Origin of the sequence: Synechococcus sp. H55.10, from assembly GCF_047502715.1 — a bacterium.
Classification (GTDB): Bacteria; Cyanobacteriota; Cyanobacteriia; order Thermostichales; family Thermostichaceae; genus Thermostichus.
The window spans coordinates 75,220-94,039 of the sequence record NZ_JANSJJ010000257.1; the positions used below are offsets into that span (position 1 = coordinate 75,220).

The 18,820-nt window shown below is 58.6% G+C and carries 19 protein-coding genes and 1 tRNA gene; 13 read left to right on the forward strand and 7 right to left on the reverse strand.

Features of this window, described 5'->3' with window-relative positions; genetic code table 11:
* Positions 1-92: 92 nt before the first annotated feature.
* From NW858_RS12800 to NW858_RS12810, 3 genes are read right to left on the reverse strand one after another with little or no spacing between them, the layout of a single operon-like run.
* Positions 93-401, reverse strand: a complete 309-nt coding sequence (locus NW858_RS12800) for a DUF3593 domain-containing protein (protein WP_414335030.1) — start codon at positions 399-401, stop codon at positions 93-95.
* 3 nt (positions 402-404) lie between these two features.
* Positions 405-731: a DUF2499 domain-containing protein gene (locus tag NW858_RS12805; RefSeq protein ID WP_414335029.1), complete on the reverse strand. Its 327-nt coding sequence runs from the start codon at positions 729-731 to the stop codon at positions 405-407.
* A complete protein-coding gene (locus NW858_RS12810; protein ID WP_414335028.1) occupies positions 731-910 on the reverse strand; it encodes an NblA/ycf18 family protein in 180 nt (59 codons plus the stop codon). Before NW858_RS12810 ends, NW858_RS12805 begins: the two co-directional genes overlap by 1 nt.
* 370 nt (positions 911-1,280) lie before the next feature.
* On the opposite strand from NW858_RS12810, the gene NW858_RS12815 reads away from it, so the two are divergent.
* The 3 genes from NW858_RS12815 (at position 1,281) to NW858_RS12825 (ending at position 4,070) form a co-directional block, all read left to right on the forward strand.
* Positions 1,281-1,532, forward strand: coding sequence for an RNA recognition motif domain-containing protein (locus tag NW858_RS12815; RefSeq protein WP_414335027.1), 252 nt, complete (start codon positions 1,281-1,283; stop codon positions 1,530-1,532).
* A 122-nt stretch (positions 1,533-1,654) separates the two neighbouring features.
* The gene (sbcD, locus tag NW858_RS12820; RefSeq protein ID WP_414520638.1) at positions 1,655-2,944 is read left to right on the forward strand and encodes an exonuclease subunit SbcD; all 1,290 of its coding nucleotides are present in this window, start codon (positions 1,655-1,657) and stop codon (positions 2,942-2,944) included.
* 505 nt (positions 2,945-3,449) lie between these two features.
* Positions 3,450-4,070 carry a biotin transporter BioY gene (locus tag NW858_RS12825; protein ID WP_414335025.1) on the forward strand — a complete coding sequence of 207 codons (621 nt, stop codon included), beginning with the start codon at positions 3,450-3,452 and terminating at the stop codon, positions 4,068-4,070.
* A 227-nt stretch (positions 4,071-4,297) separates the two neighbouring features.
* On the opposite strand, the gene gshB is transcribed toward NW858_RS12825, so the two are convergent.
* On the reverse strand, positions 4,298-5,245 hold the full coding sequence (gene gshB, locus NW858_RS12830; RefSeq protein WP_414520639.1) for a glutathione synthase: 948 nt from the start codon (positions 5,243-5,245) through the stop codon (positions 4,298-4,300).
* Between the two features lie 219 nt (positions 5,246-5,464).
* Here gshB and NW858_RS12835 point away from each other — a divergent pair, with 219 nt between their 5' ends.
* Positions 5,465-6,193 carry a pentapeptide repeat-containing protein gene (locus NW858_RS12835; RefSeq protein ID WP_414335022.1) on the forward strand — a complete coding sequence of 243 codons (729 nt, stop codon included), beginning with the start codon at positions 5,465-5,467 and terminating at the stop codon, positions 6,191-6,193.
* 35 nt (positions 6,194-6,228) lie between these two features.
* On the opposite strand, the gene rpmB is transcribed toward NW858_RS12835, so the two are convergent.
* Together rpmB and NW858_RS12845 are read right to left on the reverse strand one after the other, a co-directional pair.
* Positions 6,229-6,465 carry a 50S ribosomal protein L28 gene (gene rpmB / locus NW858_RS12840; RefSeq protein ID WP_414335021.1) on the reverse strand — a complete coding sequence of 79 codons (237 nt, stop codon included), beginning with the start codon at positions 6,463-6,465 and terminating at the stop codon, positions 6,229-6,231.
* 24 nt (positions 6,466-6,489) lie between these two features.
* Positions 6,490-6,852 carry a hypothetical protein gene (locus tag NW858_RS12845; RefSeq protein ID WP_414335020.1) on the reverse strand — a complete coding sequence of 121 codons (363 nt, stop codon included), beginning with the start codon at positions 6,850-6,852 and terminating at the stop codon, positions 6,490-6,492.
* Positions 6,853-7,032: 180 nt separating this feature from the next.
* Here NW858_RS12845 and NW858_RS12850 point away from each other — a divergent pair, with 180 nt between their 5' ends.
* The 5 genes from NW858_RS12850 (at position 7,033) to NW858_RS12870 (ending at position 11,411) form a co-directional block, all read left to right on the forward strand.
* Positions 7,033-8,145: a dockerin type I domain-containing protein gene (locus NW858_RS12850; protein WP_414426973.1), complete on the forward strand. Its 1,113-nt coding sequence runs from the start codon at positions 7,033-7,035 to the stop codon at positions 8,143-8,145.
* A gap of 287 nt (positions 8,146-8,432) precedes the next feature.
* Positions 8,433-9,395, forward strand: coding sequence for an NYN domain-containing protein (locus tag NW858_RS12855; protein WP_414520640.1), 963 nt, complete (start codon positions 8,433-8,435; stop codon positions 9,393-9,395).
* Between the two features lie 104 nt (positions 9,396-9,499).
* A complete protein-coding gene (locus NW858_RS12860; protein WP_414426975.1) occupies positions 9,500-10,123 on the forward strand; it encodes an HD domain-containing protein in 624 nt (207 codons plus the stop codon).
* Between the two features lie 70 nt (positions 10,124-10,193).
* Positions 10,194-10,631 carry a peroxiredoxin gene (locus NW858_RS12865; protein WP_414335015.1) on the forward strand — a complete coding sequence of 146 codons (438 nt, stop codon included), beginning with the start codon at positions 10,194-10,196 and terminating at the stop codon, positions 10,629-10,631.
* Positions 10,632-10,670: 39 nt separating this feature from the next.
* Positions 10,671-11,411, forward strand: a complete 741-nt coding sequence (locus tag NW858_RS12870; protein WP_414520641.1) for a D-alanyl-D-alanine carboxypeptidase family protein — start codon at positions 10,671-10,673, stop codon at positions 11,409-11,411.
* Positions 11,412-11,459: 48 nt separating this feature from the next.
* Here the strand turns inward: NW858_RS12870 and NW858_RS12875 are convergent.
* Positions 11,460-11,531 (reverse strand) — tRNA-Gly (locus NW858_RS12875).
* A gap of 140 nt (positions 11,532-11,671) precedes the next feature.
* Here NW858_RS12875 and zds point away from each other — a divergent pair.
* The 4 genes from zds to NW858_RS12895 all read left to right on the forward strand — a co-directional run.
* Positions 11,672-13,105 (forward strand): 9,9'-di-cis-zeta-carotene desaturase, encoded by a 1,434-nt coding sequence (gene zds, locus NW858_RS12880; RefSeq protein ID WP_414520642.1) that lies wholly within the window; start codon positions 11,672-11,674, stop codon positions 13,103-13,105.
* Positions 13,106-13,255: 150 nt separating this feature from the next.
* A complete protein-coding gene (locus NW858_RS12885; protein ID WP_414520643.1) occupies positions 13,256-16,987 on the forward strand; it encodes a helicase-related protein in 3,732 nt (1,243 codons plus the stop codon).
* An 82-nt stretch (positions 16,988-17,069) separates the two neighbouring features.
* Positions 17,070-17,855 (forward strand): DUF1156 domain-containing protein, encoded by a 786-nt coding sequence (locus tag NW858_RS12890; protein WP_414520644.1) that lies wholly within the window; start codon positions 17,070-17,072, stop codon positions 17,853-17,855.
* Positions 17,785-18,820 (forward strand): DUF559 domain-containing protein (locus NW858_RS12895; protein WP_414520645.1); only part of this gene is annotated, 1,036 nt, incomplete at its 3' end. The genes NW858_RS12890 and NW858_RS12895, both read left to right, overlap by 71 nt.

Consider the following 18,820-nt stretch of genomic DNA (forward strand, 5'->3'; position numbering starts at 1 on the left):
GGAGAGGGGTTGGGGGTGAGGGTAGCGGCGCGGAGCGCTTGGGCTCGGCAGTGTGTCAGGTCGAAAGACTGGCTCAGGCTCGTTTGCAATGACTACAACTCAGAGCTGCCGTCCCCAGCCTCTGGGGATCCCTGGCGGTCAATGGCTTGCTTGAAGCCCAAGGCCACCAAAATGTTGGAGAGGGTGAGAAAAGCCTCTGCCCCCCCATGCAAGGGATCCACGTTGGCCAGAGAAGTGCCGTAGTGAACCTGAGCGTACAGCCCTGCCGGGATGCTGATGGCCACAAAAAGGAGCAGCAGCCAAAACCCAGTCAGGGCCAGCCGCGGGATCCGGCGCAGCCGCGACAGGAAGAACAAAAAGACCAAGTAAGGAAACAAGGAGAGGGCAAACAAACTGTTCATCGCTCAGTCGGGCTCCCCCTCCCGTGAAGGTGCATCTGCTGCCTCAGCCCGCCAAATGTGGTAAGCAGCCCAGGCCAGCGTACAGTTGCCGATTAAAGTAAAACTGGCCTGGGCAGTTACCACCCAGTCCAAATTGGGGTCGTTGTCAAACCAGTGCCAGGTGATCGCGCACATCGCCCCCAGCAAAGCGGGCAGCATTGCCCAGCTCAAACTTCGCCACTCGGGCCGGCCCACCCGCCCCCCAAATTGCCACACAAGCACAATGGCAGCGCTCCACTCCAAGACACTGGCGATGTGAATCCACCAAGTGGGAAGCGAAAGGGCGTGCATCAGGCGCTGAGGGAATGACGCAGCAGTTGGCGGTAAGTGGCTTCCTGCAACAGCATTTGCTTGTGCAGTTTAACCAAGATGTCTTTGGCCTGCTCGTGGCTCATCCGAGAAACCAAGGTCTCGAAAGCCCGCTGGCGAAATTGCTGCTCCAAGGAGAGATCTAGCGTTTCGTCCATCATTATCACCTCAGGGTGCTCAGGTTTAGGGATCTGCAGAGGGTTGCAACAGCGCAGATCCGGCCAGGTAGTGCAAGCAATCTAATACACATCTTAACAAATTGCAACAACATGGCAAGGTGCGGGATCCCGGCGGTGCCTGAGTTTGGCTGAGGCGAGGGCAGAGGAATTCAACCCGGTGGCAGGGAGAGTACAGGCCTGTAAAGTTTGACAAAGGTAGATTTTGGACCAGGAAGCGGGAGGATTTTCCGGCAGGGATCCCTTTACATCCTTTCATGTTGTGCGATTCGGTAAGTCTCCATGATAGAAGTGAATTACCCTGGAGCCTGGTTGCCCCTCTTGCTGATTGGTGCCTTACTTTGCTTGAATTGCTATGACCATTTTTGTGGGAAACCTGAACTATAAAGCCTCAACAGAAGAACTAGCAGCTTTCTTCCAGCAGAGGTGGAACGTTAAGTCGGTTACAATCCCGATAGATCGGGAAACGGGTCAGACAAGAGGCTTCGCGTTTGTGGATCTGGCAACCGAGGCCGAGGAAGATGAAGCCATCGAGAGTGCTAACGGGCAGGAGTTCATGGGCCGGCCCTTGCGTTTGGATCGAGCCAGACCCCGCCGACAAGCTTGAGCCAAGATTCCTAGCTCTGGATCTGGGAGGCCAGGCAAGCAAAGGACTCGGCTCCGCTAACGCGAACGGCAAGGTTGATCCCAACAGATGAGAGGGCTTCAAAGACTCCAAGAGTATCCAAGATGGTGAGGCTGCTACATCTTGCGGACGTTCATCTGGGCAGCAGCCTTGCCCATGGTCACATCAACCCGGCCACCGGATTGAACACCCGTTTAGAAGATTTTGTGACTTCTTTGCGCCTGTGCATTGACCATGCGCTCAACCAAGCGGTGGATCTGGTGTTGTTCGGGGGTGATGCTTTTCCCGATGCAACACCACCCCCCCTCCACCAAGAGCTTTTTGCCCAACAATTTCGCCGCTTGGCCGATGCCGGGATCCCGACCGTCCTGTTGGTGGGCAACCACGACCAGTATGGGCAAGGGCAAGAGGGCAACAGCCTGGCCATCTACCGCGCTTTGGGGGTTGCAGGCTTTATCGTGGGAGACAGGCTGCAAACTCATCGGATCGCAACTCGCAGCGGCCCGGTGCAGGTGACGACTTTACCTTGGCTGAACCGCTCCGCTCTGCTCACGCAACAAGAGAGCTTGGGACTGGATGGGGAAATCCTCGCCCATCAGCTCCTGCAGCGTCTTCATCTGGCCCTAGAGGGGGAGGTCCGCACCCTGCAGCCGGGGATCCCGGCGATTTTGCTGGCTCACGTCATGGTAGAGACGGCCCGCTACGGAGCAGAACGGCATCTTTCGGTGGGTAAAGGATTTACGGTACCCCTCTCGCTGCTGGCGCGGCCTGCCTACCAATACGTTGCCCTAGGGCATGTGCACCGCCATCAGGTGCTGTGTCGGGATCCCTTGGTGATCTATCCCGGCAGTATTGAGCGGGTGGACTTTGGCGAGGAAAAAGAGGAAAAAGGTTGTGTGCTGGTCGAAGTCACCCCCACAGGTGCGAGCTACGAATTTTTGCCCTTGCCCACCCGCACCTTTCACACCATCCGCCTGGATCTGAGCGCCGATCCGCCCCAGCAGGTGCAGGCCAAACTGCTGGCCGCCATCGCCAAGGCGCCGGTGGCCGGCTCTATCCTGCGGTTGATCTACCGCCTACGCCCCGACCAGCTCGACTGCGTCGATGAGCGGGCTTTGCACAATGCTCTCGCCCCTGCCTTTAGCTATACCATCACTCCGGAAGTGATCGGCCCCGGCCGCATCCGTCTGCCGGGCTTGGATCCCAGCCGACTTGAGCCCCTGACGGCTCTGGAGCAGTATCTGGCCGACCGCAGCGATCTGGCCCCTTTGCACAACGAGTTGCTGGCCGCCGCCCGTCAGCTGCTGGCAGAAGCCGCGGATCCCTCACAGGGCTGGGATCCCAATTGGGAGGAACCTGCCCCGGCGCAAGAGGAGCAGTTGCCGTTGTTTTGAGGTGTTCCCTCTGTAAGGGCTCGCCGAGGCTGAAGATCCCAAGTCTCAGGTGATCTAAATCACTTCCAGATGGCAAGAAGCGACACAAACTGGGGATCGGGTTGAAGACGTTGGCAACGACGGCATCAGCTCACTCACAGGGAACTGCTCAGACTGGCAGACCTCACACTGCCAGTCTTTTTTTGGGTTTTGAGTTGGGGGGCTGTGCAGTTGCAGCGGGCTCGGTACGGTTCTCCCGTTGGACTTTTCTGGTTATTCCCAACAATAGGGTTTCCCCGCAAGGCCGACTGCACAGACTGTTTCTCTAGACCCAATTTTATTTTTATTGATAAAGCTAGTGCCTAGGTGCGGGATCCGCCGGTTACGGTATACTGCACGGGATGCAGCCCTTTTGCCGGCCAATCGCTGCAATGCCATCGGGATCCCTAACCAAAACTTTTTGCGATAGCCGGCAGATCCCGGCAGAGGGTTGCTATCCCTTGTATCTCAGTCTTTCGAGTAGCCTATGACTGCAACTTTTGTTCACACACCTTTGGCGCAAACCCTGCTGCCTCGCCCTTCCCGCGTTCGAGACTTGCTGCTGGTGGTGGGAGGCAGCTTATTTGTAGCGGCCCTGGCTCAGGTGCGGATCCCTTTGCCTTTCACGCCGGTACCGATTACCGGACAAACCTTTGGCGTGATGCTGGTGGGAGCAGGCTTTGGTGCCAGGCTGGGCTTTCTCGCCTTGCTGCTGTATCTGCTGGAGGGGCTTTTGGGATTGCCCTTCTTCAGCGGCGGCGGAGCTGGGCTCAAACACCTAGCCGGAGCGACGGGGGGCTACCTGCTAGCTTTTCCCCTGGCTGCTGGGCTGATGGGCTGGTTTGTGGAGCGCTGGGGGGTGGATCGCGACCCTTGGAAGATGGCGGCGGCTATGCTCTCCTGCTCGGCTTTGATCTACGTCCTGGGAGCCACCTGGCTGGGGGTATGGCTGAACGAGAATGTCGGCCCCACCTCTCTCTTGGCAGTGCTCAACAAAGGGGTCTTCCCTTTTATACCAGGAGACCTGGTGAAGTGCGGGCTGGCAGCAGCCCTGCTGCCCACCACCTGGCGCTGGGTTGGACGAGAAAGGCCGCCGGCAGACTCCTAACCCCCTAGCAGCAACTCAAAGCTCGCCCCAGCAGAACCGGAGGGTCTTGAGGTTAGCTTCACGCCAGAAAATCTAAAAAAAAGATAACGGCTGCGCGGATCTGACCTTTTTTCTGAGATTCTAAGAACTGTGCTCAATGCGGTGTTCAATACAGCTTGTTTATGGAGCCCTTCCTTATAGTGCTCTAGAGTTTTATAGGTCGCGACTAGGCCCCCTTGTGGGGCTTTTTACTTCTCGAGAGGTACCTTCTTCTCCAGCCACTGGGCCACTTGGTCTGCCAGATCAACTCCTTCCAATTGAGAGATCTCTCGAAGCATCGTCGGGCTGGTCACGTTCACTTCCGTTAGTCGTTCTCCGATAACATCGATCCCAACAAAATAGAGCTTCTCCTGCCTTAGCACCGGTGCCAAAGACCCGCAGAGAGCCCGTTCTTTTTCGGTAATCTTGGTTTTTTCTACCCGACCGCCGGCGGCCACATTGCCGCGAAAATCTCCCTCCCCAGGGATGCGATTGACGGCACCCAAAGGTTCTCCCTCTAGCAACAAGATGCGCTTATCTCCCATCGCTGCTGCTGGCAAATACTCTTGCACCATCACGGGTAGCTGGCCAAATTGAGTGCTCAGCTCGAGCAAAGAATTGAGGTTCAGATCCCCGGCATTGACCCGCAGGATCCCTTCCCCACCCTTGCCACCCAAGGGCTTGAGCACCGCCTGCCCCACCTGCTCGACGAATTGGCGCAGCAGGTGTTTGCTGCTGCTGACGCAGGTACGCGGGATCCACTCTTGGAATTGCAGGGCGTAGAGCTTTTCGTTGGCCGAGCGGATCCCAGCAGGATGATTGAGTACCAGCGTGCGGCTGGGGGAGAGGCGATCCAAAAGGTAAGTGGCATAGAGATAGGCCGTATCCACCGGCGGATCCTTGCGCATCCACACCGCCTGCATTTGGCTCAAGGGCAACAGCCGCCGTTCTTTGACCTCGTACCAGGGATCTGCTGCCGGATCCAAGGCAATTTCCTCAACGGCGGCCCAGGTTTCCCCTTGATCCCAGTAGAGATCGGCCAGTCCCAAGCAAAAGATGCGGTGTCCCCGTCTCTGCAGCGCCTCCATCAGAGCAACGCTGGTGTCATGGCCCACCTGCAACTGGGGCAACGGATCGACAATGAAAGCTACCTGCATGGAAGGTGGGGTTCACTAACGAAACGCTGCCCCGAGTATGCAACAAATCGGAGCCGATTGTTCCTTACCCGCAACCCAGCAGGACTGGCTTTATTAACATCCTCTTAACCTCGGCAAGCGGCGCAAACGTTAGCTTGATAGGTGGAATCCTTAGTTAGCCCTCAGTCCTCGGCTAGGTTGACCGAGTTTCTGTCCCAGCTTGTGAGGAACAACCCATCCGTGAGTGCTCCCCCTTCTCAACCCTCCGAGCCGGTTCGCATCGAAACCACGAGGGACTTGCTGGCAGCCCTGCGAGAAGGGCGCTCCCTGCTGGGTGCCAACCTCGAAGGCGCCTACCTTTCGCGGGGCCTGTTCGACCGCATCCAGATGCCCAAGGCCAACTTGACGCGGGCCAACCTGCGCTCGCTCAGCATGCAGCAGGCGGATCTGCGGCTGTGCAACTTCCGCCGTGCCGAGCTGGAGCGGGCCAATTTTGCCGCCTCCGATCTGCGGGGATCCAGCTTCAGTCAAGCCCTGGGAGACTACAGCAACTTCACCGCTGCCAAGCTGGACAAAAGCAGCTTTCAGGGGGGGCGCTTCAGCCATTCCATCTTTCGCGAGGCCAGCTTGGTGGCTGCCAACCTGGCGGGAGGAAACTTTTTTGCCGCCGACTTTTGCCAAGCCAACCTCTTTCGCTGCAACCTCTCCCAGGCCGTCCTGGCCAGTTGTCAGTTGCAACATGCCAACTTTGACCAAGCCCTCCTGGTGGGGGCCAACCTGCAAGAAGCTCAACTTGAAGGGGCCAGCTTTGTCGGCGCCGACTTCACCGACGCCAAGCTCTCGGACGAAATGCGCAAACTCTTAATCGAGCGGGCCAGCGGCACCAACGAGCTGACCCAACGGGACACCCTCAACACGCTGCTGGCAGGTTTACAGCCCAAGTCGCGTAAGCTATTCGGGTTGCTGTGAGGGCTGGATCCGGCAAGCACAAGGGGGTCGAAAGCTCAAAAGCGGTTGAGGTCGATCCCGGCCTCGCGGGCCATGGCCCCTACTCCCTTAGCCTTGAGGGTCTTCAGGGCTCTGGTGGAAAGGCGCAAACGCACAAACCGCTTACCTTCTTCCCACCAGATGCGCTTCCACTGCAAGTTGACTTCCTGCAGGCGCTTAGTGCGCCGGTGGGAGTGGGAGATGGCAAAAGCGTTGTTGCGCTTCTTGTTGGTGAGTTGGCAGCGACGTGCCATGGGAGCAGAGTAAACTCAGCTCTGTTATCGTAAAGCATCTTTTTGCTGGGCAGCAAGCTGCAGTTGAGTTTGCAACTGGGCTAGCTCTGCTTTCAGGCGATCAAAGGTTTGTTGGCAGTGGTTAACGCTTCTCAGGGGCAGCTCTTCATTTTTGGCGATACAGGTTACCTGTACAGAGCCGTCGGCGGCTTGACGGGTGCGATCCACAAACACTTCCACGGTTACCAGCTTGGTGTAGGGATTCTTTCCGGGGGGCTCACCGGCTACCCAGTAATCAGAGCTGTTGTGGAGGACATTGAGTTGGCAGCGCTCCAAGATGGCGCGAATCGACTCGCCTAGCTGCTCGGCTGAGCCCACAAGCTGGGTAACGCAAGAGTATCGAGCCATAGGAGAAGCAAGTCACCACGGTTATCCTACCATCAAGTTTTCGGCTCCTGCAGCCAAAGGCGGGCGAGCAAAATTGCGCTCAAGAGTACTCTGTACCGGCTCGGCCAACCCTGCTGCGAGGAAGTGAATTGCGTTAAAACATGAAGAACGCTGCCTGGCTTTTTCCCCAGGAGAGTTGCGATGTCTAGGGTCTCCTGTTTAGCCCGTTCTCTCTTGCTGCTGGGATCCCTTGCTCTGGGTTGGATAGGCCTGTCTTCTGCCCAAGCGCAGCCCTTTCAAGCGGGCGATCTGGATGGGGATGGTCGTTTGACAGTGCAGGATCTCAACCTGTTGGGGGCCTATTTGCGGGGAGAACGGGAGTTGACCGACGACCCGATCCGGGCTGCCGATGTCGATCAGGATGGGCGGATTACAGAAGCCGATTGGCAGGTGTTGCAGCAGCGCATTCAGGCGGCCACAGATGCACCCACCGGACAGGTGCAGTTGGATTCTGCCTACTCTGGCCAGGTGGTGGATCGCCTGACAGGCCAGCCTTTGGCCGGGGTGGAGGTGGCCATTCCAGGGGCAGGGATCGCGGTGCGCACCGATGCTCAGGGGCGGTTTCGCCTGCCGGGGCCGCTGCCGGCAGAAGAAATTTTGGTGGCGCGGCTGGAGAACTATCTGCCCTATTCCCAGAGCACAGGCAACAGACAGACGGGGGGGGATCGGCCCTGGCAGTTGCAGTTGGAGCGCTGGGATCCCAACACGACTTTGGTGCTGGAGGCCAATGTCATCCGCCTGGGCGATAACCAATATTCTCCAGAGTCGGCGGCTGCCGGCCAATTTCTCGGCCCTGCCCAAGAGGTGGAGATGACCCGCTCCTTCACTTTGGAACGCCTGCCGCCTCGCCCACCGGTTTTGCGGATTGGATCCCTGATTGGGTTGGATACTGCCGCTGCCTATCGGGCCGGCCAGTCCCGCATCCCCGGCGCCAATATGTCTCCCATGCGAGTGCTTTTAAACGGGGTGGAGGTGGAGCAGATCCAGTTGGGAGGAGACGGCCTGCGCATCCCTCTGCCGCTGCCGCATCTGCGCCTGGGCCTGAATACCGTGACGCTGCGCACCGGCAAAACCCTGATTCAGCCCAGCAGGGTTACCCGTGGTCCCCAAGTGCCGATCAGCATTCCCCTTTTCGGCGGATCTCTGCATATCTCGGTGCCGGTGGGGGGTGATACGGTCGTGCAGCCTGGCGGAGCCTGGGTGGATTATGACGATGTGCAGTTGGCCAACGTAACCATTGAGATCCCCAACTGACCCCGCTCCCTTCATGTTCGCGCCGCTCCAGATTGGGCAAGCCACGGGGCTGGTCGGCAAAAAGGAGCGCCTTCTGTCTGCCCTCAATACTGGAGTTGCCCACTTGTCCGGCCAGCAATGGGAAGCTCCCTCTTCCAACAGCAGACATACTGCAGTCGTTGAATTGCTGCTCCTCAATGCCTCCGTGAGTGCTGGGCATCCCGCTCTTCAAGAAGGATCCCTGAGGTGAGCGCAATCCAATCTCGGCAACCATCAGACCCATTCACCCAAACCGAGGAGAGCTGACTATGAGCATGGGTAGGACTTCTACCTTCTCCCTAACCTGGCTGTGGACGGGATCCCTGGCTTTGGGGGTGACAGCCTTAGTAACCCGCCAGGTCGTCTGGGGTCTCTTGCCTGTGGCTGCGGCTTACCCGGCCATCCGCCGCCGCGAAGAACAGCTTTGCCAAGTGTTGGGGCAGAGCTGGCAGCAGCAGGAACAGATGGCGGCCCAACTGGGGACGATACAGGCGCGCATCGACGCTCTCGAAGCTCGGCCTACGTCACATTTATCGGTGCGGCAGCAACTGGCTCCCACCACGCAGGCCATTCAACAGATCCAGCGGCGGCTCAAAGCTGTAGAACTGCGGCTCAATGCTCTGCCCCAGGCGACTCCTGAGGAACTGGAGTCGATGCGGGCGCAATTGCAACGTCTGCAGCAGCAGGTGGAGTCCCAGCCAGCCCTCCCTTCCCCGCGCAAAGCTTTGGGGGTGTTTATTGACGGCGCTAACCTGCACGCCAGCGCCCAGCAATCGGGATCCCCTCTCGACTACCCCGGACTGTTGAGCTGGCTGGCCCAGGGCCGAACCGAGATGGAGGTGCATTTCTACAGCGGTACAGATCCGCACAACCTCGGCCAGCGCCGTTTTCTGGCAGAGCTGAGAAAGCTGGGCTACCGGGTGGTCACCAAGCCGGTCGTCACCCGTGCCGACGGCAGCCGCAAGGCCAATCTGGATGGGGAGCTGATCGTGGATTTAATGACCCTGTATTCCCGCTACGAGACGGTGCTGCTGCTGAGCGGTGATGGGGATTTCGCGCCAGCCCTCCGGCACATCCGCAGCCAAGGCTGCCGGCTGGAGGTAGCCGCCTACCGGCCCAGCACACACCCGGAGCTGATTCGCCTGGCGGATCGCTTTGTCGATCTCTGTGCCTGGCAAGGGACAGGGATCCCGGTGCCCCTACCGGCAAAACAGACGGCGGCCAGCGGCTGAACCCCTGCGGTTCCGGCCAGTTGCCCCCATAATCAAATCAACAACCAACAGCAGACCATTCCTGACCCATCCCCTCAACTTCCAACCTCGATGGAGAGATACCCATGTCCACCCAGTTGACGCCGCGGTTTGCCGAGGCCATGCGCTACGCCCACCGCTGGCACGCTGCTCAAACCCGCAAGGGAACAGGGATCCCCTACCTCAGCCACCTGCTGGCGGTGGCGTCCATCGCCCTGGAGCACGGCGCCGACGAAGATGAGGCCATTGCCGCCCTGCTCCACGACAGCCTGGAGGATGGCCCCCGCTACAGCGGCGAGCCGCGGGCCCAGATCGAACGGGAGTTGCGGGAGCACTTTGGAGAACGGGTGCTGCAGATCATCCTGGGATGCACAGACACCGACAGCGATAGCTCCCTGGGCGAGCCCAAAGAAAACTGGAAAGAGCGCAAAGTGGCCTATCTCAAGCACTTGGAAAGCGCAGATGCCTCGGTCTTGCTGGTGGCCGCCGCCGACAAGCTGCACAACGTCCGCTGCATCCTGCGAGACTTTCGCCAACTGGGGGATCGGCTCTGGGAGCGCTTCTCCGGCGGCAAAGAGGGATCCCTGTGGTACTACCGGTCGCTGGCGGAAATCCTGGGGCGACGGCTGCCTTCTAGGCTGGCGGCGGAGCTCCAAGAGCTGGTGGCCGAGTTGCAACGGGCAGCCGGGTCAGAGCCGGCAACAGCTTGACAGAGACGACCAGGGCTGAAGAAAATGCTGGGGGCAGCCTTCTTTTTCGCACTCTTCAGGTCACCTGTCTATGGTTCTCGCTGTTGGCACCATTGCTCCAGGGTTCAACACCACTGACACCCACGGCAACCAAGTTTCTCTGGCCGATTTTACCGGGAAAACCGTTGTCCTCTACTTTTACCCCAAAGACGACACCCCCGGCTGCACCAAAGAGGCCTGCGGGTTCCGCGACACCTACGCCGATTACCAGAGCAAAGACGTGGTGGTGTTGGGGGTGAGCATGGACGACCAGGCCTCTCACCAAAAGTTTGCCGAAAAGTACAACTTGCCCTTCCCTCTACTGGTCGATACCAGTGGGGTGATCGCCCGCGCCTACGATGTGGATGGGGGCGGTTACGCCAAGCGGGTGACCTACGTCATTGATGGCGAGGGCAAAATTGCCAAGGTCTATCAGAACATCAACACCGAAACCCATGCCCGCGATATCTTGGCAGACTTGGGCCTGTAAAATCTCTTCGGTTCTTCTCTGAGAGCCCGGCCCTTGCGCATGAACGACGACATTCCGGTTGCGCGTCGCCAGTCCACTTCGGTGGAAAAAGCGCAAGGTTCGGCGGCTACCTTGAGGTTGCGCCTGAGCTTGGGGCTGGTAGTGGTTGGGTTGGTGCTCTTGGCGGGTTGGGGGATAGATCAGTTACCCGGATCCCAGCAAGCAGCAGATCCCCCAGTTCTGGAAGAAGCCAGTCAGCCCCCTCTGGCGCAGCCAACTGAGCAGAATGGACGGGTCTCGCTGCTGGGGCACTATGCCTATGCCGAGGCCCCCGCAGATAGCCTACGGGTGGTGGGCAGCTACCACGGTCGAGAGGTGCGCCTGCGCCAGGCGGCTGCTGAGAGCTACCTGCGCATGAGCGCAGCAGCCCAAGCCGACGGGATCCGCCTCGTCCCTATCTCTGGGTTTCGCTCGATAGCGGAGCAGGAGTTTTTGTTTTTTCAACTGGCCCAATCGCGGGCTTTGCGACCGGAAGAACGGGCGGCGCTCAGCGCTCCCCCCGGCTACAGCGAGCATCACACGGGCTATGCCATCGACATTGGCGATGCCCGGTTTCCCCAATGGGACACGCAAGAAGCCTTTGAGACCACCCCTGCCTTCCGGTGGCTGGAGAAGAATGCCGCTCGTTTTGGCTTTGAGCTGTCCTTTCCCCGCGGCAACCCACAGGGGGTGAGTTACGAACCCTGGCACTGGCGCTTTGTGGGCGACCGCCACAGCCTGGAGACCTTCTACAAGCGCTAACAACTCCCCTCTCCCTCCGGGAGAGGGGACGGGGGTGAGGGCCCAAAAAGCGGATGACGCGATTCGAACGCGCGACCGTCTCGTTGGCAACGAGAAGCTCTACCACTGAGCTACATCCGCATCAGGAAGTTTATGATGGCAAGTTTTGCGGTCGTTTGTCAAGCCAGGGATCCCCGACGCATTTTGTTCCAGAATGAGAGGAGTTCATCTTTCTTTGCAGTTGCGTCAGCCCTTGGCGGGGCTCAGTTGAGGGGATCACGATGCGGGTAGCCATTATCGGAGCAGGGTTGGCCGGCTTGGTCACGGGGGTCGATTTGGCGGAAGCGGGGCACCAGGTGCAGATCTACGAGGCGCGGCCCTTTGTGGGCGGCAAGGTGGGCTCCTGGCAGGATGCCGAGGGCAACCACATCGAGATGGGCCTCCATGTTTTTTTCTGCAACTACAGCAACTTGTTTGCCCTGATGAAAAAGGTGGGGGCCTACGAGAACCTGTTGCCCAAGCAGCACCTCCACACCTTTGTCAACCGCGGCGGGCATACGGGCAGCCTTGATTTTCGCTTTCCCCTGGGAGCGCCCTTCAACGGCCTCAAGGCCTTCTTCACGACAGAGCAGCTCTCCTGGGCCGATAAACTGCGCAACGCCCTGGCACTGGGCACCAGCCCTCTGATTCGTGGCCTGCTGGATTACGAAGGAGCAATGCGGCAGATTCGCGCCTTGGATCGGATGAGCTTTGCCGAGTGGTTCCGCCAGCACGGCGGATCCGAGGCCAGCCTGAAGCGGATGTGGAACCCGATTGCCTATGCCCTGGGCTTCATTGATACGGAGCAGATTTCCGCCCGCTGTATGCTGACCATTTTTCAGATGTTTGCCAGCAAAACAGATGCCTCCAAGCTCAACCTCCTCAAGGGATCCCCGGACAATTACCTCACCCAGCCCATCGTCCGCTACCTGCAAGCCCGCGGCGGCCAGGTTCATACCCGCCGGGGAGTCAGCCGCATCGAAGTCAGCGACTCTCCTCCCCACGCGGTAACCGGCCTGGTCTTGGCCAATGGCGAGCGGGTGGAAGCAGATGTGTATGTGTGTGCAACGGCGGTGGAAGGGGCCAAACGGCTGATCCCACAGGTGTGGCGGCAGTGGCCCCAGTTCGACAACCTCTACAAGCTGGAATCCGTACCTGTGGCAACGGTGCAATTGCGCTTCGATGGCTGGGTGACGGAGCTGAAGGGCCGGGCCAGACGCGCCGCCGACCACCCGCAGCCGCTTGGCATCGACAACCTCCTCTACACCGCCGATGCCGATTTCTCCTGCTTCGCCGACCTGGCCCTCACCAGCCCCGCCGATTACTACAAGCCCGGCCAGGGATCCCTGCTGCAATGCGTGCTCACGCCGGGGGATCCCTTCATCTCCATGCCCAACGAGCAGATTGCCCAGCACGTGCTGCACCAAGTGCACGAGCTCTTCCCCTCGTCGCGGCAACTGAACCTGACCTGGTACAGCGTGGTCAAGCTGGCCCACTCCCTCTATCGAGAGGCGCCGGGCATGGATCCCTATCGCCCGCAGCAGAAGACCCCTGTGCCCAACTTCTTCTTTGCCGGCAGCTACACCGCCCAAGACTACATCGACAGCATGGAAGGGGCTACCCTCTCCGGTCACCTGGCCGCCCAGGCCATTCTGTCTGCCCACAGGGATCCCTGACATGAGGACACTCCTCTCTCCCTGGTGGGAGAGGGGCTGGGCGGTTCCTGTTCCCCCCTCTCCCTCTGGGAGAGGGGCTGGGGGTGAGGGCAACATAGCAGTGGGGAGTTGGAACAAGCTTCTGCCAGCAGTTCTAGAAGCCTGCAGTCTATGGCTCGACTGGAAGATCTCAACCCCGGTGCAAGGATCAGAGGGATCCTGCCAAACCAAGCCGTTGTCATCGTCAACGTGAAATGGCACGGCAGCAGTGCCATCGAGGTCATCTACAAAGACATCCAGGGGCAGCCCCACGCAGAGCTGCTGTTTCGCAACCAAGAGCCAACTTTGGAAGTTGTTCAGGAGGGATCCCTTTGCAACTTCGAGGGAGAGGGTGCTCTCTTCCGGTTGGTTTCTGAAGCGCATCGCATTCGGCTGGCTCATCTTTTCGATCCCCTCCTAGCTGTCCACACCTCTCTGGTAGAGCCTCTGCCCCATCAAATCAGTGCCGTCTACGAGGAAATGCTGCCGCGGCAGCCGCTGCGGTTTTTGCTGGCCGACGATCCAGGGGCTGGCAAAACCATCATGGCAGGGCTGTTGATTCGGGAGCTGCTGATTCGCGGTGACCTGCACCGCTGTCTCATTGTCTGCCCCGGCAGTCTGACCCTGCAGTGGCAAGAGGAGATGGTGCAAAAGTTCCATTTGCCCTTTGAAATTTTGACCAACGATCGTCTTGAAGCAGCTCGAACAGGGAATCCATTTCAGGAGATTCCGCTGCTCATTGCCCGGCTAGATAAGCTTAGCCGAGATGAAGCCCTACAATATAAACTTAAGCAAGCCGATTGGGACTTGGTCGTTGTCGATGAGGCCCACAAACTTTCGGCATCCTTCTTTGGCGGAGAAATCAAAGAAACCAAGCGCTACAAGCTGGGTAAATTGCTCTCTCAGCTAACGCGCCACTTTTTGCTGATGACAGCCACTCCCCACAATGGCAAAGAAGCAGACTTTCAGCTTTTTTTGGCCTTGTTGGATGGAGATCGCTTTGAGGGAAAATTTCGAGATGGAGCTCACACCTGCGACGTCTCGGATCTCATGCGGCGATTGGTGAAAGAAGACTTGGTTAAGTTTGACGGCAAGCCGCTTTTTCCAGAGCGAAGGGCTTACACCGTCCAGTATGCCTTGTCTGATCTGGAAGCCAAGCTTTATCAGGAAGTTACCGATTACGTACGAGAAGAGTTTAACAATGTAGATGCCTTGGACAACGATGGTCGCAAGAGAACTGTTGGTTTTGCCCTGACCATCCTACAGCGTCGGCTAGCCTCTTCTCCAGAAGCGATTTACCAATCCTTGCGGCGACGGCGACAGAGGCTGGAGCAGCGGCTTAGGGAAGAACAATTACGGAGTCGAGGAACGAGAAATATTACTGTCACTATTCCCCCGCTTGATGCGGAAGGTTGGGAGGAAGACTTTGAAGACTACACCGCTGACGAGCTGGAAAAACAAGAAGAAGAGTTGGTAGATCAAGCAACTGCCGCTCGCACCATTGTCCAGCTTAAGGCAGAGATTCAGCGGCTTCAGGATCTAGAAAAGCTGGCTGAACGGGTGCGACGCAGTGGTCAGGATCGCAAGTGGGAAGAATTGTCCAAGCTGTTGCAAAATCAAGGGGAAATGTTCGACGCCGGTGGACATCGGCGCAAGCTGGTGATCTTCACCGAACACCGGGATACCCTTGAGTACCTGGCCGACCGCGTGAGAACTCTGCTGGGGCAGTCAGAAGCAGTGGTTACTCTTCACGGCAGCATGGGTCGGGAGGAGCGCAAGAAGGCTGAAGAGGTTTTTAAGCAGGATCCGGCTGTGCAAATCTTGATTGCCACCGACGCCGCCGGGGAGGGGATCAACCTGCAGCGAGCCCATCTAATGGTTAACTACGACTTGCCCTGGAATCCCAATCGCTTGGAGCAACGGTTTGGGCGAATCCACCGCATTGGGCAAACTGAAGTCTGCCACCTATGGAATTTGGTGGCTGCAGAAACTCGCGAGGGGGATGTCTACCTGGCTTTATTGAAGAAGCTGGAGAGCGAGCAAAAAGCCCTAGGGGGCAAGGTCTTTGACGTGCTGGGCAAGGCTATTGATGGGAAGGAATTGCGAGAGCTGCTCATTGAGGCCATTCGCTATGGTGATGATCCAGAGGTGAGAGCTCGGCTAAACCAGAAGGTGGCAGATTACCTAGATCGAGAACGGCTGAGAAAGCTCCTGGAGGAACGGGCTCTGGCCCACGACTCCATGGACATCACCAAGGTGCAACAGATTCGATTAGAGATGCAGCGAGCTGAAGCCCGGAAGCTCCAGCCTCATTTTATTGCTTCCTTTTTCCTAGAGGCCTTTCAACACTTAGGGGGCACTGTGCAAAAGCGAGAATCCAAACGCTACGAAATTACCCACGTGCCGGCAGACATTCGCAATCGGGATCGCCAGATTGGCTTGGGCGCGCCTATTCTCAGAAAATACGAACGGATTACCTTTGATAAAAGCCTAGTTAGCGTTCCCGGAAAACCTTTGGCAGAGTTTGTCTGCCCTGGCCACCCTCTTCTGGAAGCCACCATCGATCTTATTCTGGAACGATACAGAGACTTACTTAGACAGGGATCCGTCCTTGTCGATGAAAGGGATCCCACCGAGACGCCGCGGGTTTTGGTGTACCTGGAGCACGCTATCCAGGATGGGCGGACTGATCGCAATGGCCAGCGGCGAGTCATTTCCCGCCGTATGCAATATGCGGAAATCCTGGCCTCTCCCATAGGGCGGGATGGCCCTCACCCCCCAACCCCCTCTCCCATGGGGCGGGATGACCCTCACCCCCCAGCCCCCTCTCCCATGGGGCGGGATGGCCCTCACCCCCCAACCCCCTCTCCCTCAGGGAGAGGGGGAGATGGTAATGAGGAGTTCAGGATAAGGAGTGCCGGCTATGCTCCCTACTTGGACTATCGACCCCTAACTGCTGAAGAGCAGGCTCTTCTGAAAGCCCAAGCCAGCTCTTATCTTCCCAGCTTCTCTTCTGCGAAGCTAGAAGGGCAGGTCACCACCTACGCCATTGAACACCTTGTTCCTCAGCATTTTCAGGAGGTCAAGGCTCAGCGGGAAGAACTCATCAACAAAACAGAGCGGGCTGTAAAGGATCGTCTCACCCGAGAAATCAACTACTGGGATCACCGGGCGGCCCAGTTACGGCTAGAGGAGCAGGCGGGCAAGCTCAATGCCAAGCTCAACTCTGCCAAGGCCCGGCAGCGGGCCGATGAATTGGCCGATCGGCTTCGCAAGCGGCTGGCGGAACTTGATCAGGAGCGCCAGCTATCCTCCTCGCCGCCGGTGGTGGTGGGGAAGGCGCTGGTGATCCCTGTGGGGTTGCTGCAGCGGCTGCAAGGCAAGCGGGAGTCCACTCCTGCCACCTTTGCCCGCGAAACCCAGCGTGTGGAGCAGGCGGCCATGGCCGCTGTCATGGCCATCGAGCAGGCGTTGGGATATGAGCCCCGCGATGTGAGTGCCGAAAACCTGGGCTATGACATCGAATCCAGAGGCAGGGAGGGCCTGCGCTTTATCGAGGTCAAGGGCAGGGTTGAAGGAGCAGAAACGGTAACGGTAACGAAAAATGAAATTCTGACAGCTTTGAATAAGCCCGACAGCTACATCCTTGCCCTGGTTCAGGTGCCGGCGGATCGGGATTTTCCAGAAGGGGATGTCTTCAGGGTCAAAACTCCTGCAGGCACTTACACAGTGGCGGGGGAAGGCTGTGAGGTGCGCTACGTAAGAAGGCCTTTCAAGCGGGAGCCAGATTTTGCTGCCAGTAGCGTCAACTACAAGTGGAAGGAGCTCTGGCAGCAGGGATCCGATCCCCGGCTGCAGAGCTAGCCAATCTGGGGCCAAGGGATCCGCCTGCAGCGAGTAGAGTATATTTTGCCCCCTGTTTTCGCCTCCTTGGCCTTGGCTCCTTATGTCCCGCCGCAAGAAGCTCATCGAAGTTGCCCTGCCCCTGGAAGCCATCAACTTAGAATCTGCCCGCGAGAAGTCCATCCGCCACGGCCACCCCAGCACCCTACATCTCTGGTGGGCACGCCGGCCCCTGGCGGCTTGTCGGGCGGTTCTGTGGGCTTCTTTGGTGGATGATCCCAGCAGTTGGCCAGACAGGTTCCCCACCGAGGCCGACCAAGAGCGGGAGCGACAGCGGCTGTTGGACATTCTGGCCCGCATCGAAGTTCAAAAAGACAAGGACGGCAAAACCAAGCAAGTGGTGCGGGGCCTGGTTTCTTGGGACGATGTGAACGATCCCAACTCAGGAGTTTTGGATGCGGCCCAGCGGGAGATTGCCCGCTGTTTGGCCTGGGATCGCGGTGAGGATCCGCCCACGGATCCCCAGGCTGTCAGGGAGTACATTGCCAAGCACGCGCCGCCGGTTTACGACCCCTTTGCCGGGGGGGGATCAATTCCCTTGGAGGCGCAGCGGTTGGGGCTCAAGGCTTATGCCAGTGACTTGAATCCGGTGGCTGTTCTCATCAACAAGGCTCTGATCGAAATTCCGCCGCTATTTAAGGACAAGCCGCCGATTAACCCCCAGGATCGCCCTCACCCCCCAACCCCCCTCTCCCATAGGGCGAGATTGCCCTCACCCCCCAACCCCCTCTCCCATAGGGCGAGGGGGAGTTTGCGGTTTGAATCGGTGGTATGGGGCGCAAGGATTAGCGGCAGATGTGCGCTACTACGGACAATGGATGCGGGATGAGGCTTTTAAGCGGATCGGGCATTTGTATCCGAAGATTGCCCTCACCCCCCAGCCCCCTCTCCTATGGGGAGAGGGGGAGAAGACTCAAAACCCTCTCCCTCTGGGAGAGGGCAGGGTGAGGGATCCATCTGTAGTCCACTTAGCACAAGGTCAGTTGCCCAATGGCGATGTTGCCCTCACCCCCCAGCCCCCTCTCCCATGGGGCGGGATGGCCCTCACCCCCCAGCCCCCTCTCCCTCAGGGAGAGGGGGAGTTGGAGAAATGGGAAGTTCCTCCAGCAATTCAGAAGAAAATGCAGGAGGTAGCTCGACAACTGCGGCGGCAATCTACACCTTCTGAGGCGATTTTGTGGGAAGCGTTGCGTAATCGCCAGTTGGAGGGGCGTAAGTTTCGGCGACAGCACCCGATCGGCACATTCGTGGTCGATTTTTTCTGCAAGGAAGAGGCTTTGATTGTAGAGGTCGATGGGCCAATCCACGAGCATCAAAAAGATTTGGATCGCCAACGGCAGGAACTGCTAGAAAGCCTGGGACTGCGCTTTGTGCGCCTGAGTAGCCACTTGGTAGAAACCAATCTCCCCGTAGCCTTGGATCGAATCCGCGCCGCCTTCCGCCCCCTTCCCCCCTCTCCCTCAGGGAGAGGGGACGGGGGTGAGGGAAAACTTCCCCCAGGGAGAGGGGACGGGGGTGAGGGAAAACTTCCCTCAGGGAAAGGGCAGGGTGAGGGAGAAGCAACGGTCATTGCTTGGCTGTGGGCAAGAACGGTGAAATGTCCAAACCCAGCTTGCGGTTGTCAGATGCCATTGGTGCGCTCGTTTCAGCTTTCGACCAAGAAGGGAAAGGAGGCTTGGGTAGAGCCAGTGATTGAGCGCCTTGATGCCCTCACCCCCCCACCCCCTCTCCCCCAGGGCGGGCGCTTATACACATCTGCCGCTGCCGACGATGTACGCTGTGGAGGTGTAGGTG

What these genes read in the sequence shown, in the direction of transcription:
- sbcD (WP_414520638.1), top strand. Translation starts at nt 1,655, where the DNA reads ATGGTGAGGCTGCTACATCTTGCGGACGTTCATCTGGGCAGCAGCCTT.
- gshB (WP_414520639.1), bottom strand. Translation starts at nt 5,245, where the DNA reads ATGCAGGTAGCTTTCATTGTCGATCCGTTGCCCCAGTTGCAGGTGGGC.
- NW858_RS12855 (WP_414520640.1), top strand. Translation starts at nt 8,433, where the DNA reads ATGAGCATGGGTAGGACTTCTACCTTCTCCCTAACCTGGCTGTGGACG.
- NW858_RS12845 (WP_414335020.1), bottom strand. Translation starts at nt 6,852, where the DNA reads ATGGCTCGATACTCTTGCGTTACCCAGCTTGTGGGCTCAGCCGAGCAG.
- NW858_RS12870 (WP_414520641.1), top strand. Translation starts at nt 10,671, where the DNA reads ATGAACGACGACATTCCGGTTGCGCGTCGCCAGTCCACTTCGGTGGAA.
- zds (WP_414520642.1), top strand. Translation starts at nt 11,672, where the DNA reads ATGCGGGTAGCCATTATCGGAGCAGGGTTGGCCGGCTTGGTCACGGGG.
- NW858_RS12885 (WP_414520643.1), top strand. Translation starts at nt 13,256, where the DNA reads ATGGCTCGACTGGAAGATCTCAACCCCGGTGCAAGGATCAGAGGGATC.
- NW858_RS12865 (WP_414335015.1), top strand. Translation starts at nt 10,194, where the DNA reads ATGGTTCTCGCTGTTGGCACCATTGCTCCAGGGTTCAACACCACTGAC.
- NW858_RS12890 (WP_414520644.1), top strand. Translation starts at nt 17,070, where the DNA reads ATGTCCCGCCGCAAGAAGCTCATCGAAGTTGCCCTGCCCCTGGAAGCC.
- NW858_RS12850 (WP_414426973.1), top strand. Translation starts at nt 7,033, where the DNA reads ATGTCTAGGGTCTCCTGTTTAGCCCGTTCTCTCTTGCTGCTGGGATCC.
- rpmB (WP_414335021.1), bottom strand. Translation starts at nt 6,465, where the DNA reads ATGGCACGTCGCTGCCAACTCACCAACAAGAAGCGCAACAACGCTTTT.
- NW858_RS12810 (WP_414335028.1), bottom strand. Translation starts at nt 910, where the DNA reads ATGATGGACGAAACGCTAGATCTCTCCTTGGAGCAGCAATTTCGCCAG.
- NW858_RS12805 (WP_414335029.1), bottom strand. Translation starts at nt 731, where the DNA reads ATGCACGCCCTTTCGCTTCCCACTTGGTGGATTCACATCGCCAGTGTC.
- NW858_RS12800 (WP_414335030.1), bottom strand. Translation starts at nt 401, where the DNA reads ATGAACAGTTTGTTTGCCCTCTCCTTGTTTCCTTACTTGGTCTTTTTG.
- NW858_RS12815 (WP_414335027.1), top strand. Translation starts at nt 1,281, where the DNA reads ATGACCATTTTTGTGGGAAACCTGAACTATAAAGCCTCAACAGAAGAA.
- NW858_RS12825 (WP_414335025.1), top strand. Translation starts at nt 3,450, where the DNA reads ATGACTGCAACTTTTGTTCACACACCTTTGGCGCAAACCCTGCTGCCT.
- NW858_RS12860 (WP_414426975.1), top strand. Translation starts at nt 9,500, where the DNA reads ATGTCCACCCAGTTGACGCCGCGGTTTGCCGAGGCCATGCGCTACGCC.